General features: G+C 52.5%; 11 protein-coding genes. 3 read left to right on the forward strand and 8 right to left on the reverse strand.

Features of this window, described 5'->3' with window-relative positions; translation table 11 throughout:
* Positions 1–65: 65 nt before the first annotated feature.
* Both ABD892_RS25160 and ABD892_RS25165 read right to left on the reverse strand, forming a co-directional pair.
* Complete coding sequence (locus ABD892_RS25160; RefSeq protein ID WP_345199068.1) at positions 66–1,499, reverse strand: ATP-binding protein; 1,434 nt, start codon at positions 1,497–1,499, stop codon at positions 66–68.
* Positions 1,500–1,522: 23 nt separating this feature from the next.
* A complete protein-coding gene (locus tag ABD892_RS25165) occupies positions 1,523–2,215 on the reverse strand; it encodes a response regulator (RefSeq protein WP_345199069.1) in 693 nt (230 codons plus the stop codon).
* A 540-nt stretch (positions 2,216–2,755) separates the two neighbouring features.
* Between ABD892_RS25165 and ABD892_RS25170 the strand changes: the two genes are divergently transcribed.
* Both ABD892_RS25170 and ABD892_RS25175 read left to right on the forward strand, forming a co-directional pair.
* Complete coding sequence (locus tag ABD892_RS25170) at positions 2,756–3,985, forward strand: efflux RND transporter periplasmic adaptor subunit (RefSeq protein ID WP_345199070.1); 1,230 nt, start codon at positions 2,756–2,758, stop codon at positions 3,983–3,985.
* Positions 3,985–7,128 (forward strand): efflux RND transporter permease subunit, encoded by a 3,144-nt coding sequence (locus ABD892_RS25175; RefSeq protein WP_345199071.1) that lies wholly within the window; start codon positions 3,985–3,987, stop codon positions 7,126–7,128. Before ABD892_RS25170 ends, ABD892_RS25175 begins: the two co-directional genes overlap by 1 nt.
* 54 nt (positions 7,129–7,182) lie before the next feature.
* On the opposite strand, the gene ABD892_RS25180 is transcribed toward ABD892_RS25175, so the two are convergent.
* The 4 genes from ABD892_RS25180 to ABD892_RS25195 form a co-directional block, all read right to left on the reverse strand.
* Positions 7,183–7,848, reverse strand: coding sequence for an ion channel (locus tag ABD892_RS25180; protein WP_345199073.1), 666 nt, complete (start codon positions 7,846–7,848; stop codon positions 7,183–7,185).
* A gap of 77 nt (positions 7,849–7,925) precedes the next feature.
* Complete coding sequence (gene ggt / locus ABD892_RS25185; RefSeq protein WP_345199074.1) at positions 7,926–9,674, reverse strand: gamma-glutamyltransferase; 1,749 nt, start codon at positions 9,672–9,674, stop codon at positions 7,926–7,928.
* A 143-nt stretch (positions 9,675–9,817) separates the two neighbouring features.
* Positions 9,818–10,555, reverse strand: a complete 738-nt coding sequence (locus ABD892_RS25190; RefSeq protein ID WP_345199075.1) for a glutathione peroxidase — start codon at positions 10,553–10,555, stop codon at positions 9,818–9,820.
* Positions 10,556–10,662: 107 nt separating this feature from the next.
* Entirely contained in the window at positions 10,663–12,435 is a 1,773-nt protein-coding gene (locus ABD892_RS25195; protein WP_345199076.1) for an acyl-CoA dehydrogenase C-terminal domain-containing protein, read from the reverse strand.
* A gap of 230 nt (positions 12,436–12,665) precedes the next feature.
* Between ABD892_RS25195 and ABD892_RS25200 the strand changes: the two genes are divergently transcribed.
* A complete protein-coding gene (locus tag ABD892_RS25200; protein WP_345199077.1) occupies positions 12,666–13,091 on the forward strand; it encodes a YbaN family protein in 426 nt (141 codons plus the stop codon).
* Positions 13,092–13,203: 112 nt separating this feature from the next.
* Here the strand turns inward: ABD892_RS25200 and ABD892_RS25205 are convergent, their stop codons facing one another.
* Entirely contained in the window at positions 13,204–15,027 is a 1,824-nt protein-coding gene (locus ABD892_RS25205; RefSeq protein WP_345199078.1) for an ABC transporter ATP-binding protein, read from the reverse strand.
* 134 nt (positions 15,028–15,161) lie between these two features.
* Positions 15,162–16,091 (reverse strand): oxygen-dependent tRNA uridine(34) hydroxylase TrhO, encoded by a 930-nt coding sequence (gene trhO, locus ABD892_RS25210; RefSeq protein WP_345199079.1) that lies wholly within the window; start codon positions 16,089–16,091, stop codon positions 15,162–15,164.
* Between the last annotated feature and the right edge of the window lie 229 nt (positions 16,092–16,320).

A 16,320-nucleotide genomic window follows, 5' to 3' on the forward strand; every position in this document is an offset into this window, starting at 1 on the left:
TGCCGGTTTAGCATATCAATGAAATAAAGAAGACGCTTCGAATGAAACGACACGACTGACGATATTCAATGAGTAACAGGAAGCTCAATGGTAATTTCCAGACCCGGAACAACATTACGGGCTGAAATGGCACCACCATGCCCTTCAACCGCCGCACGGGCAATGGCCATCCCCAGACCGCTGCCACTGTTATCTCCGCCACGGGTCTCATCAACACGGTAAAACGGCTCAAACAAATGGCTAACGGCATCTTCAGGGACACCCGGGCCATAATCACGCACTGTCAAGGTGATTACCAGCTCAGCGTTAACCAGCGAAACATTGATCACTGAGTCTTCCGGTGCAAACCGGATAGCATTACGAATGATGTTTTCAACCGCACTGGACAACCAGCTCTTGTTGCCCTGAACCGTGCATTCATCACAGTGAATCAACTCAACAGAACGGTTTTTGGCGCCGGCCTCAAAATCCGCATCCTCAACCAGCATTTTCACTGTATCATCCAGCCGGAAAGATTCTGTCTGCTCGGTTGACGTTGCTGTTAACATCTTGGACCAAAGGATGATGCGGCCGATCATCTCATCCAGACGACCAATCTCCCGCTCAATGCGATCATGCTCAACTTCTGCCTGGCCAATGGTTTTATTTCGCGCCAGAGCCAGCGACAACTGCAACCGGGTCAACGGTGATCGCAGCTCATGAGACACATTACGCAACAGCTGCAGCTTATGCTGATCCAGTCGCTCCAGTTGCTCCGCCATCACATCAAAATCTCGCCCAAGTTCACCAAATTCATCGTGCCGTTTGCACACTACCCGACCGACACGGGCCGATAGATCACCACTGGCAATGAGACCGACTGCACTTTGTAATTTTCGCAGTGGTCTCACCAGATAAAGCGTCAATACCAAACACAAGAGCCCACTGACCAGCAAAGCTGTCCAGACAAAACCCGGATGACTACGGGTAATGCTGTCTACACGGGAAAACAGATACCTTGGCCGCTTCTTCACCATGAAAAAGGAATAATCTTCGGAACGAAGACGGACGGTAGCCGGTCCAACAATAACCTGCCCTTCCGTTAGCCGGATTTCCGGTGCGACACCTGGCGCCATTTCAAAGACGGTTTTTCTGACCTTCCGCAGAGGATAACGTCCGAGACTAATCAAACGACCATCGCCAGACACCAATACCAGATAGGTATAAGACGACAATGGCATGGCGCGGCTGACCTTTTCCAGGACATCAATAGGGGCGCTGTTGTAGAACCCAGCCCGATCCACCATCAACGACTTGCTCTGCAACTCTTCGAGTAACGCCCGCTTTTCAGGCAAAAAATCACCGGGCTCAACGGTATACAGCAACGTTAAAATAACGGCTGTTACAAGCACACAGGTACCTAGCCAGAACCACAGGAATATCTTCCAGTAGATCCGGTACCAGATACGGAGAAAAAAAGTACGAACAATTTTGAGGAAAGCCCCAGGCTTCTTCAACATTGGCGGATGCTTATCAACGGAAATCATTCGCCAATATAAAAATACCCGGAACCTCTCACAGTCTTCAGCCTGGGACGCCCATCAGGCTTATTGCCGATCTTTCGACGCAGGTTACTGACATGCATATCAATGGCACGATCGAACGGTTCAAGCCGACGACTAAGCGCGGTCTGGGTCAATTCATCACGTGTCACCAGCTCACCGGCTTTCTCGATCAGCGTTTTGAGAACAATGAACTCCGTCGCGGTAACATCCAGCAAATCCCCTGACACATAGACTTCATGATTGGCCAGATTCAGCATCAGATCATCAATCTCAAGCTGTTTTTTACGCGATGTTGTTTTTTCCGGCTCTATCTGGGTACGCCGCAGGATCGCCTTCATACGTGCCACCAGCTCACGGTGCTTGTATGGCTTCGGCAGATAATCATCTGCACCGATTTCCAGACCAACAATGCGGTCCACATCATCGCCACGGGCTGTCAGCATCAATACCGGTGTCTGACTCTGCTGCCGGATGGTACGCAGAACCTCGAACCCATTCAGTTTGGGCAAGGTCACATCCAGTAGCACCAGCTCATATTCACCCGTCAGCGCAGCTTCTACGCCAGCCGCACCATCATGAACCGCGGTTACATTGAATCCTTCCGTACCGAGCAATTCGACCAGGAGTTCACACAGTTCGATATCGTCGTCTACCAGCAGTATTTTGGTCATAGGCTGTCGTGCTTTGCAGATCCTGTTTATCTTGGAAATTCAGCAGAGAAAACTCCACTACTTCGCAGTACCCGTTTCGCCGTCGCGTTCCATCATGAGTCTATTGTAATCCACCAACCTTTTGATGGGTTTTACTGATTGTAAGGATGCCGTAAATAAGACGTGTCGCCGTGCATTACTGACACGACAAAAGGCAGTGCTTACAACAGGCAGACAGCTTTATACACAATGTGAAGTTTTCAATCGGGAATGAACGCTATACTCTCCCGTGTGTTAACGCAAGTCGAAACCTGCCGGAACGGAAAAAAACACGTATTTTTACAGCTTCTGTCGCACCGGGTGCGCTCTTATAGTGGTACGATTACGCCAAAACTCTACCGTTGTCGTATTTCATTGCTATTCCATGACTGGCAATAGGCCCATTTCGGGATAGACAACGGCTTTTACAACTAAAGAGCAACCTTGCTGACAGATACCCGTCTTACCGTCAGCAGTGATGGATGACTTGTCTGTGCCTGCACAGCTGAATGAGATACAGGAATGACCATAACCAACCGATTTTCTATCAAGACGAGCCTCGCGCTTGCCGCTGGCTTCTCACTCCTGCTTGCAGGGTGCAGCGATGATGCTGACAAGCAACAGACAGCCGCACCGGCACCTGCGGTATCCGTAGTCACGGTTGAAAACCGCCCCGTTGGGGATTACCGGGAATTTGTCGCCCGTACCGAAGCCGTCGAAGAAGTAAAGCTCCGCGCCCGGGTGGAAGGCTACCTGATCCGTCGTGACTTTATCGAAGGTGACCGGGTCGAAAAAGGTCAACTGTTGTTTCAGATTGATCCCGCCCCGTTTGAAGCCTCTATCAGCCAGGCCAAAGCCAACCTGAGTAGCAGCAAGGCAGAACTGATCCGTGCGGAAAAAGCACTGAAACGTGGTCGTGAACTGTTTCCCAAAGGCTTTATCAGTCAGTCTGACGTGGACACACTGACCAGTAACGACGCCCAGGCCCGTGCATCTGTGCAGGCTCGTCAGGCCGAGCTTGAAACCGCCATGATCAACTTGTCGTATACCCGGATTACCGCACCGTTCAGTGGTGAAATCGGCAAAGCGCGGTACAGTGTCGGCAACCTGGTCGGCCCGTCCAGTGAACCACTGGCGGTACTGACCAGCACTGACCCCATGTATGTTTCCTTCTCTGTTAATGACAAGGACGTAATCAAGTACCTGGAGCAATACGCCGGTAGCCGTGAACGCCCGAATGATTTTGACCTGTCTCTGCGACTGCCGACCGGTGGCGAGTTCTCCCAGCCCGGCACCTTCAACTTCGCCAATACCCGCGCGGATGAAACCACAGGCACCATCAATATGCGGGCCGAATTCCCCAATCCGGAAAACATCCTGCTGCCCGGTCTGTATGTGACCCTGATCGCCGAAAGCAAAGAAAAGACGGAAATGCCTCTGATTCCTCAGGCCGCCGTGCAGGAAAACCAGCAGGGTCGATTTGTACTGGTTGTGACAGCGGACAACAAAATTGAAACCCGGATGGTGGACATGGGTCGTCGCCTTGGCGCCATGTGGGTAGTCAACAAAGGGCTGCAACACGGTGAGCGTATCGTTGTAGAGGGTCTTCAGAAGGTCCGTCCCGGCGTTGTGGTTAACCCTGTCATGAAAACCATCAACCTGGAAACCGGCACCCTGTCCAACCCGAAAGAGCCGTCATCCCACTCAGCTACCGCCGGCACCACATCTGAAGCCAGCGCAGGGGCCGAGTAATGATCAGTCAGTTTTTCATACACAGGCCGAAGTTTGCCTTTGTCATCTCGATAGTCATCACGCTGGCGGGATTGATCTCCCTCTATACCCTGCCAGTTAATATGTATCCTGAACTGGCGCCACCCCAGGTGACAGTTTCCGCTGTCTATCCCGGCGCCAGCGCCAGCGTGGTTGAAGAATCGGTCATTCGTCCGATTGAGGAACAGATCAACGGCGTAGAGGATATGCTCTACATTGAGTCGACAGCCTCCAACAACGGCTCAGCCTCCATTACGGTCACCTTCAAGAGTGGCACCGATGACGACATGGCACAGGTCAACGTTCAGAACCGGGTCGCCATTGCTGAATCCAGCCTGCCGGAAGAGGTGCGTCGTCAGGGTATCACCACCATCAAGCAGTCCAGCAACATGCTGATGGGTATCAACCTGTTTGCCAAAGGCAACAAGTTTGACCAGATATTCCTGAGCAACTATGCCACCAACTACCTGACCGAACCCCTGGCACGTCTTGACGGTGTGGCCAAAGTCGAGGTTATGGGCGAAATGACCTATAGCATGCGGATCTGGCTGGATCCAGACAGCATGCACTCCCTGGACGTCACCGTTGCGGATATCCAGAAGGCACTGCAGGAACAGAATACCATCGTTGCTGCCGGCAAACTCGGTCAGGGCCCCACCCTGCCAGACCAGCAGTTTGAATATACGATCCAAACCCGTGGTCGTTTAGTCAGCCCGGAAGAGTTTGGCAACGTCATTATCCGTGCCAAGACCGATGGCGCCATCGTTCGCCTTCGGGACGTCGCCAAAATCCAGATGGGTTCCAAAACCTACAGCGCCAGCGCCAAGCTGAACAACAATCCGACAGCCTTTATCGTTATTTATCAGCTCCCTGATGCCAATGCGACCCAGGTGGCCAAGAGCGTTTACGCAGAGATCGAAACCCTTTCCAAGAACTTCCCACAGGGACTGGAATACCATATCCCCTACGACACTACCAAATTCATTAATGCGTCTATTGATGAGGTGGTAACCACCCTTTATCAGGCCGTTGGTCTGGTTATCCTGGTTGTATTCCTGTTCCTTCAGAACTGGCGTGCAACATTGATCCCCTCCATCGCGATTCCGGTTTCCCTGATCGGAACCTTTGCGGTGATGAACGCCCTTGGCTACACCATCAACAGTATTACGCTGTTTGGTCTGGTTCTGGCGATCGGGGTGGTGGTCGATGATGCGATCGTGGTCATCGAAAATGTCGAACGATTAATCACCAAGGAGAAAATGGAACCGGTCGCCGCCACCATCGAGGCGATGCGGGAAGTGACCGGCCCGGTTATCGCTACAACACTGGTGCTGTTGGCGGTTTTCGTCCCCGTCGGCTTCATGCCGGGCATTACCGGTGAGCTATATAAACAGTTCTCGGTGACCATTTCGGTTGCGGTTCTGATCTCCTCCGTCAACGCACTGACCCTCAGCCCCGCGCTGTGCGTCGTTCTCCTGAAACAGGGCCGCATGGGACACATGGCGTTCCTGAAGCCCTTTGAACTGTTCATCACCAAGCTCACGGGCGGTTATACCGGCTGGGTGCGCTGGATGCTGCGTCGCTCCACGCTGATGGGCATCCTGTTCCTGGTATTGCTGGGCAGTACCGGATTCCTGGCGAAAACGGTGCCCACAGGATTCGTACCGGAGGAAGACCAAGGCTTTATCTTTGTGGATGTACAGCTACCTGACGCGTCGTCCGTCAACCGTACCGAAGACGTGATGCACCGCATCACTGAATTGATGCTGCAGCAGAAAGGTGTCACGGACTTTATCTCCGTATCCGGCTTCAGCCTGCTCGGTGGCGCCGGCTCCAACAATGCACTGGGTATTGCAGTACTGGAAGACTGGGCTGAACGGAAATCACCGGACCTTCAGCTGAACGCCATTCTGGGCCGCATCCAGGGCACCCTCTGGACACTCCCTGATGCACAGGCCATGGCCTTCAACCTGCCCCCGATTCCCGGCCTCGGCAGCACTGGCGGCTTCGACTTCCGCCTGCAGGACACCATGAGCCGCAGTCCCCAGGAGCTGGCCCAAGTCCTCAACGGCCTGATCTATGAAGCCAACCAGAATCCGGCCCTGAGTCGTGTATTCAGCACTTACCGGGCCAATGTCCCCCAGTACTTCCTGGAAGTTGACCGCAACAAGGTCAAGGTACAGGGCATTGCCATGTCGGACGTCTTCATGACCCTGCAGGCACAGCTGGGCTCGTTGTACATCAACGATTTCAACAAGTTTGGCCGTATCTACCAGGTGATCATCCAGGCCCAGACCGAGTACCGTGCGGAACCTCAGGATCTGCAACACTTCTATGTCCGTAACAAGGACGGTGAAATGGTGCCGCTTTCCACGTTCGCACGCCTGACGCCGATCCTGGGTCCGACCAGTCTCACCCACTTCAACCTGTACCGGTCTGCCACGGTGAATGGTCAGGCATCACCGGGGCACAGCTCAGGTGACGCCATCAATGCCATGAAGGAACTGGGTGCCAAACTGCCTGACGGTTACACCTTCTCATGGGCAGGCCAGTCCCTGCAGGAAATTCAGGCAGGCAACCTTGCGCCGATTCTGTTCTCACTGGCACTGATCTTCGTATACCTGTTCCTCGTCGCCCAGTATGAGAGCTGGAACATTCCGTTTGCGGTTATTGCTTCAGTCCCCATCGCTGTGTTCGGCGCCATGGCGGGGTTATTCGTGACAGGCATGGTCAACGATATCTATGCCCAGATAGGTCTGGTACTGCTGATAGGGATCTCGGCGAAGACGGCGATCCTGATCGTCGAATTCGCCATGGTTCAACGCCAGCAGGGCAATAGCATCTTTGACGCAGCCCTTAATGCTGCAGGGCTGCGTTTCCGTGCGGTTATGATGACAGCGCTCTCCTTCATCCTGGGTGTTATGCCGCTTGTGGTTGCCAGTGGTGCAGGTGCAGCCAGCCGTCGTTCATTGGGTACCACGGTCATGTGCGGTATGCTGGCCGCCACGATCCTTGGCACACTGCTGACGCCGGTGCTTTATAAGATCATCCAGGCCATGCGTGAACGGGTGAAAGGTGAATTGATCGAACACAACGATCCTGATTACAAAAGCCATACAGCCTAAAAACCAAAAGCCCGTCTAAACGACGGGCTTTTCTTTTATTGGTTAACCACCTTGTTAACGCTGACTGATGTGGATACCGACTAGTCGTGCTACCAGCACCGTCAGGTAAAACTGACCAATAAGTGCCTCCATGCTGGCGATTGCCTGGGCAGCACGGGTAGCCGGCACAATGTCTCCATATCCTAATGTCGACAGCGTGACAAAGCTGAAATAAATAAACGTTGAAATATCGTGAATACTCGCCAGCCCCTCACCATGGAATGAACCAGGCATCCAGAACTCCAGGAGTGTGTAAATAAACGCGCCCTGCAACCCCAACAGCATATACACACACATACTGCCGTATATGATATTGCGATCTACCCGCTTTGCAGAAAAGATCAGTACCAACAATTCATAAATCACATAACTGAAAAACATCAGATTGGTAATGTTATCCAGAAAAATAAACGTCGGTTTGTTATAGAGTACCGGTAACCACAGGGTAATAAAGGTCGGAAAGGCAAGCATACTGGCAATAATCAAAAACTTGCGCTTATGACTCAGGATATAAACGGAGGCCACCAGCAGCATTGTCAACGACACTTTCAGCATAAAACCGGCCCGAATCACATCCGGCATGAAGGGAAACACCACCACCACCGTCATCAGCATCAACAACAGCATGGAAAACCCAAAGCGGGGTACCTCGGTCTGTCGAAAATTACCCAGAAAAACCATTCACACTCCCTTCAATTCCCTCTTACATGGTATAGCGTTATAGCACACGCTTATGTCAGCCTTATATCCGGATCGCATCAGTCTCCCATCACGGCACCCTCACGGCGAGTATCTGCCGCTCCCTCCAGGCCCTTTTCCGTGATTACAATGCCATGCAAACCACTGTTCAGATCACGCAAGTTAACCTGATACCCCATTGCCTTGAGAGAAGTTGCCAGTTTTTCTGCTGCCGTGCCCGCTTCAAGATCATAGGGTCCGAATCGATTGATCAGGTGGGGTAACTGGATCGCCTCATCAATCGGCATCTGCCAGTCCAGATGGGCAATCAATGTCTTGGCCACATACCCAATAATACGACTGCCACCTGGCGATCCCACCACCAGATAAGGCTTGTCATCCCGCATCACAACGGTCGGCGCCATGGATGAACGGGGACGTTTTCCCGGCTCTATCCGGTTGGCGACAGGCTTGCCATCCTTGCTGGGGAGAAATGAGAAATCGGTCATTTCATTGTTCAACAGGAAACCCCTGACCATCAGTCGTGAACCAAATGCATTCTCAATGGTCGATGTCATGGAAACGACATTGCCCTCTGCATCCACAATGCTCAGGTGTGTCGTTGATGGCAGTTCAATTGATTCGTCTTTGGCACGTTGTAGATTTATCTTACCGGGCGGTGTACCAGGCTTGACATTGGTAAGGGCGCGTTTGGTATTCAGTAATTCACTGCGCTGCCGGAGATAATCGTTGTCCAACAGCCCCTCGGGCAGCGTGACAAAGTCAGCATCCGCTAAATAGTGGCCACGATCCGCAAACGCCAAACGAGACGCGTCACCAATGAGCCGCCAACTTTCCGGATTCTCAGCCCCCAACTCAGTGAGATTGAATGGCTCCAGCATCCCCAAAATCTGTCCAACGGTCAGTCCACCCGAACTCGGAGGCCCCATACCGCAAACAGCATCACCCCGATAATCAATACAGACCGGTTCCCGTTCCCAGACCTGGTAATTGGCCAGGTCCTCCCGACTCAGGACACCGGGGTTATCGATAACAGAACGAACCGCAGCCACGATGTCACGCCCGATTTCGCCTGTATAAAACGGTTCAATGCCCTTTTCGGCAATTAACGACAAGGTGTTGGCAAAAATGACATTGGTGAGTAAATCACCCTCCTTCAGGGCCTCACCACCGGGGAAAAAGTAAGTCGCTGTCACAGGATAGCGGCGTAGCCGATTTTCGTCTTTGGCAATCAACGCCGCCAACCGTTGGGACACCCGGAAACCGTCCTGAGCCAACCGGATGGCAGGCTGGAACAACATCTCCCAATCCAGCTTGCCATAGCGCTCATGCAGATTATGCATCAGCTTTAATGTGCCGGGTGTCGCCACTGATCGACCACCCACCACGGCATCATAAAACGACAGAGGTTTTCCTTTTTTATCCAGGAATAAATCCGCAGTGACTGCCTGTGGCGCTGTTTCCCGACCATCCCAGCTCGAGAGTTGTCCGGTATCACTGTCGTAATAAACGACAAATGCACCACCACCAATTCCAGATGATTGAGGCTCCACCAGGTTAAGCACCAGCTGGACCGCAATCATCGCATCAACTGCGCTACCGCCTTCCCGGAGAATTTCATAACCTGCCTTGACCGCATGAGGATTAGCTGCCGCCACCATAAACTCGCTGGCACGGACCCGCTCTTGCGACGTGGCCCCGGCTCCCTCTTCCGGCACCACCGAATCAGCAACATCCGGTGAAGCCTGTAACGAAGCCCCCTGCAACAACAAGCAGCCAGACAAAAGCCATGCAAGTCTGTCTCTCACTACGGCATTCCCCCACCCTTTTTATTCTCTCCTTAAAGCATACGGCAAGCGGCGTGGAGATAAAAAGCGAAAGCGGGAATTGACCCTAAAAAAAAACGGCGCCTGGGCGCCGGAAAAAGTTATGCGAAGGGTTAATACACTTTTCACTGAGCGGCAAAATATTGCTCCAGATCATCGGCTCCGCCAATCAGTCGGCCATTCAGAAATACCTGCGGTACAGTGCCAGCATTGGCGACTGCCCTGAGGACTCTGGAAGCATGACTGCCCCGAATCAAGGGAATGTTTTCATAGGCAAACCCTCTGTCCTCAAGCATCGCTTTTGCCCGGGCACAGTGCGGGCATCCCTCACGGGTAAATAGCGCCCAGGCATCGGGCTCCTGCCAATCGCTGCAGAGATAATTCAGCATCGTGTCGGCATCACTGACGTGGAAAGGGTCACCGGGTTCATCAGGTTCAATGAACATCTTTTCCACGATTCCGTCTTTCACCAGCATCGAATAACGCCAGCTGCGCTGCCCGAAACCCAGCTCATTCTTGTCAACCAGCATGCCCATACCATCGGAAAACTCGCCGTTGCCATCAGGAATGAACGTGATGTTTTCGGCATCCTGGTCTTTTTTCCATTCATTCATAACGAAGGTATCGTTGACCGATACACAGAGGATGGCATCGACACCCTGACGACGGAACACATCTGCCAGCTCGTTGTAACGGGGCAGATGGGTCGATGAACAGGTGGGTGTAAATGCGCCGGGAAGAGAGAAGACAATCACCGTCTTACCCTTAAACAGGTCATCGGTGGAAAGGTCTTCCCACTCCCCGTCTTCACGTATACGGAACGTTACCTTTGGTACCGGCTGGCCTTCACGACTCTCCAACATTGCTGGCTCCTGATATAAAACCCATCACTACGTTGATACTCAGTATGAGGCCAACTGTTATACCAATAAAAATAACGATTTTTTATCCTGTCGATAGGCAATGGGTATTAAAATTCTTCGTCGCCAAATGCCATCAGCACCTGCTTGCCAGACTGAATATCCTTAAGCAGGATGGTGGTTTCCGCCAGCACCTTGGCCATGTAAAAATCCGCAGATTTTATCTTGCCCTGGTAAAACCCGACATCGGGATCTCCATCGGCCAACATCTGCTCAGCCTTCAGGCTCATTTTCAGCCACAACCAGCCGATGGCGGTCAGCGCCAGCAGGCGCAGGTAAGGGGTTGCCCCCTGAGCCACCTCTTCCGGATCTTTCACACCTTCCTGCGCCAACCAGAACGTTGCCGCCTGCATGTCATCCCTCGCCGCCTTCACGGCAGGATAGTGGCGATGGTGGCTATATGCTTTCAGCTCTGTATCCAGCAATTGAAGGAAGCTGCGGATCAGTCTGCCCCCTTGCATGGGCAGCTTCCGGCCGACCAGGTCCAGCGCCTGAATACCATTGGTGCCTTCGTAAATGCGGGTAATTCGAACGTCCCGCACCAGCTGCTCAATCCCCCAGTCCTTTGTAAACCCCGAACCACCCAGCGTCTGCAGCGCCAGGTTACAGCAATCAAATCCCTCATCGGTCAGATGCGCTTTGACCACGGGCGTCATTAACTGAACAATATCATCTGCCTGCTGACGCACTGCTTCGTCATCATGGTGAAGACTGATATCGATGTGCATGGCAGTCCAGTAAGCCAGGGCACGGTTTCCTTCGTTTATCACTTTCTGGCGCAACAACATGCGGCGAACATCCGGATGGACAAGGATAGGATCTGCCGGCTGATCCGGCGCTACTGGACCCGAAATGGAACGGCTCTGCAGGCGTTCACGGGCAAACGAGAGCGCTGTCTGGTAGGCGCTTTCCGCTGTTCCCAGCCCCTGAAGACCCACCATCAGACGTGCAGCATTCATCATGGTGAACATACAGCTGAGTCCTTTGTGAGGTTCACCCACCAGCCAACCCACAGCATTATCAAAATTCATGAAACAGGTGGCAGAGCCACGGATACCCATTTTGTGTTCAAGCCCTGTGCAACCTAAAGCATTACGCCGACTATCTTCCAGCACTTTCGGCACAAGAAAGAGAGAGATCCCTTTAACGCCTTCAGGCGCGTCCGGCAATCGGGCCAGGACAAGGTGAATGATATTCTCGGCAAGATCATGTTCGCCGCTGGTAATCCAGATTTTATTGCCGCTAATGGCATAACTGCCATCGTCTTGAGGTTCCGCTTTGGTCCGGATCATACCCAGGTCCGTACCACACTGAGGTTCGGTCAAACACATGGTACCTGACCACTGTCCACTGACCATGTTGGGAAGGTAGGCCTGCTGCAACTGTTCATTGGCATGGGTGGCAATCAGGTTCATCGCCCCCACGGTCAGTCCCGGATACATACTCAGCGACAGGTTGGCGGCACAGCTCATCTCTTCCATGGCAAACCCCAGAAGGTGCGGCATAGCCTGCCCTCCCCAGGTTTCATCCATGCTGATACCCAGCCAACCACATTCCACAAAGGCCTGGTAAGCCTGCTTGAAACCCGCAGGCGTGGTCACAGACTGTGTATCCACATCATAGTTGCAGCCCTGCTCATCACCGCTGGCATTGACCGCCAGAAACTCCTGCTCGCAGAGCCTTGCGCCTTCATCCAGCACAGCACCCATCAGATCTGGCGTGATCTCATGGTATTTGGCCAGTGACGACAAGCCACCACCCTCCAGCAGCCCGTGAATAAGAAAACGAATATCTTTCAATGGAGCATTGTAAATAGCCGGCATGGCTCCCTCCTGACGCCTTGTCTTCACGATAGTGATAGGATGTATGGCACACTATAATTATACATTTATTTGTATTTGTACAATTTACATTTATATATTGCATCAGAATATAGAAGATTCACAACAGCAGGCACCTTATATAACGCTCAAATACAGCGGCGACTCCTGATCCCTACAGTCGCTGTGGTACAGTAAAGTGAAAGCCGTTTTGAATCTGCCACAGTGCCTTTATGACAACGAATACACCGGATAAATTACAGAAGAACCCCCTCATCCGACTGCTGCTGACCGCCGCCGGCATTCTTTCTACAGCACTGGGTATTCTGGGGATTTTTTTGCCGGTATTGCCCACCACGCCCTTTTTGCTACTGGCTGCAGCCTGTTTTCTACGCAGCTCTCCGGCGTTTCACCAGTGGCTGCTGGAGCACCCCCATCTGGGGCGTTATATTCATTACTATCTGGATGGAAAGGGCATTCCGCGAAAGGCGAAAATCTATACCCTGACCGTACTCTGGCTCAGCATCAGCGTATCCATCATAATGGTTCCGCTGTGGCCTGTACGGTTATTGCTGGTAGTGATTGCGAGCTGTGTCAGTGTCTACATCATCAGACAAAAAACGCTGGAACCTCCATCGTTACCGGAAAAACTTTCATAAACTGAGGCAAGACTGAAACGCTATAAAAGACAGGCAAGACCGAAAATACAGCGCGTGCTATAGATCTTGCCTGATAATAATAAAACGTCACTCAGTACCGTTTCTTTTACCGTTATTGCAGGTGCCCATAGAGCCGGGCATAAAGGCCATTCTGCTGAAGCAACTCATCGTGTCCACCTTCCTCACTGATACAGCCATCCTCAAAGACATAAACACGATCCGCCTGCTTCACGGCACTCAGGCGGTGGGCAATAATGAGCGTGGTGCGGCTGGACAGAAATTCTTCCATGCCTTTGTGGAGCAGGAATTCCGTTGCAGTATCCAGGGCAGAGGTTGCTTCATCCAGTATCACGATTGCGGGGTCAGCGACGATCATACGGGCAATGGCCAGCCGCTGACGCTGCCCACCGGATAAACGAACCCCCTGGTTGCCAACCAAGGTTTCAAGACCGACTTCCATTTGCTCAATAAATGACTTGAGCTGGGCAACATCCAGCGCCTGCCACAGTTTTTCATCGGGCACAGGCCTGCCCAGGCAGAGATTTTCCCGCACAGAGGTATTGAACAGAACCGGGTGCTGTAAAACGGTCACCACATTCTCGCGGATGGCATCGACACCAATCTGCTCCATGGGTGTATCCCCGAAACGCACACAGCCCTGCGTTGGCGCATAGAGCCCTAATAGCACCTTGACCAGCGTTGACTTGCCGCCACCACTGGCACCGACCAGTGCCACCTTTTCACCCTTTTTCACTGACAACGACACCCCTTTGAGGATTTCATTGTCGCCATAGGCAAAATGTACATTCTCAATATCCAGACCCACGGTTTTATGGCCACGGAAAGGGTCCAGCAAAGCGGTATAGCGCTGTTCTTCTTCCAGCTCCAACAGGTTGTTGATACGCTTCAGCGCCGCATTAGAGGCAAAGTAGCCATACTGCATGCTCAGCAACTCGTTAACCGGCCCCATCATGAACCAGAGATAGCCAAATACCGCAAACATCTCACCGATGGAAAGATCAGAAAACACTACCGTCAACATGGCGCAGGCACGGAAAACATCTACCCCCAGCAGAAACAGCACAAAGCTGAACCGTGAGGCCGCGTCGTTTTTCCAGGCAAAGGCGGTTGAGCGATCCCGTACGGCACGAGCATGGTCAAGCAAACGACTGATGTAGTGTTTCTCGCGGTTAGCGGTCCGGATCTGCTGAATGCCATCCAATGTTTCCGTCAGGGCTGCCTGAAAGACATCAAAAGCGCTGTTTTCCTCTTTTTTGAGCGTGCGGATCTTCTTGCCCAGGCGCGTGGTAAACCAAATCACTACCGGATTGAAAAACAGAATAATCAAGGCCAGCTGCCAATGCAGCCACAACAACACCGCTGCTGTTCCAATGATTGACAGGACCGCTACCAACAGGCGGCTGACTGTTGAACCAATAAACTGGTCAATGGTATTGAGATCCGTCACAAAGCGGGAAGCAACCGAACCACTGCCCAGCGTCTCATATTCCGACATGGATACCCGCGACAACTTGTGCAGAAGGCTGGATCGCATCCGAAAAACCACTTCTTTGGAAATAATCGTGAACTGCCGTGTCTGCCAGACATTGAAAATCAGTGCCAGTATACGCAGGAGAATGGTAACCCCCAGCACCAGCAGGATATAGAAAGACGGTCCATGCCACTCATTCGGTATCAGCGGCCGAAGGGTCGCCACGACCGCGCCGGGCTCCTGCAACAACACCTCATCCACCAATAATGGCAACAATAACGGCGTCGGTACACTGGCCAGCGTCGCCAGCAGGGCCACAATGTTGGCAACCACCAGTTCGCGCTTGAACTCAAGCGCAATGCGGCGGATACGCTGCCAGTTATAAATGCGGAAATCGTGCTGTTCTCCGGCCTCATGGCCGGCAGCGTGTACTGTTTCACTCAAAATGGCATCCTGGATAGTCTTATGCACTGCAACAGTCACACCGTCCCCAGGTGTGGCTGGCAGGTATTACGTTATCTTATCGGTATACGACAGATGGCTCTATAGATGGCAGTGTCGACACAAACGTCTGATGTTCAGCTCTCTTTTTGTCGGGTATTGCCCAGAGGCATGGGCTCACCACGTTTCCTGGCCAGATCAATCTGCTTCTGACGTTCGGCAGCCCGGGCACGGGAACGCTCCGTCTGGCTGTCATGGCAATAGGGGCAGGTCACACCACGCACATACAACGGCGAACGCTTGTCGTCTTCGGTAATGGGGCGCCTGCAGCCATGGCACTGGTCATAATGACCAGGCTCAAGGTCATGATTAACGGTCACGCGATTATCAAAAACAAAACATTCTCCCTGCCAGAGACTGTCTGATGCCGGTACCGTCTCCAGGTATTTAAGAATGCCGCCTTTCAGGTGGTAAACCTCTTCCACACCTTGTTCCAGTAACAGCGATGTCGCTTTCTCACAACGAATCCCCCCGGTACAGAACATGGCAACCCGTTGCTTTTTGGCCGGTTTAAGCTGTTTATCAACCCAATCGGGAAACTGCCGGAAATTATCGGTTTCGGGATTGATGGCGCCCTTAAAAGTGCCCACCTCAATTTCGTAGTCATTACGGGTGTCAACCAGCAGTACCTCCGGATCCGAAATCAGGGCATTCCAGTCTTCCGGCTCCACATACTGACCTACCGCCTTAACGGGAGAAACACCGGGTACCCCCATGGTGACAATTTCCCGCTTGAGTTTGACCCGGGTACGATAGAACGGATTGTCATCCGACAGCGACTCTTTATACGTCAGATCCGTAAACCGCCCATCGGCCGCCAGCCAGGCTTTCAGTGCATCAATCCCCGCCCGGGAACCGGCTACTGTGCCGTTAATCCCTTCTTCTGCCAGCAACAATGATCCTCTGACACCATTGTCCAGCAAACATGACAGCAACGGCTCACGCAACGCCTGGTAATCCGGCAGACTGACAAATTGATAAAGTGCGGCTACTACAACACCTGACATGGTTTCCCCGGCTTTGGATGATTCAACGCGTCATCAGGTACGGCATATTCCCTGAACACAGACCACGGATTCTAGCGATTTCGATCCTAGATGGGAATAATTATCAATAATAAACAGTATCTGGAATCAGACGTAAGAGACAAATGACTCCTTAAATCCCGCTTAACCTTGGGAATGTGAGCAAGCTGGCCGTACTTTTGGCAACAGAGTACAGTTTTTGCACAAAACG

The organism is Kistimonas scapharcae, from assembly GCF_039540975.1.
In the GTDB taxonomy this organism is placed as follows: Bacteria; Pseudomonadota; Gammaproteobacteria; order Pseudomonadales; family Endozoicomonadaceae; genus Kistimonas; species Kistimonas scapharcae.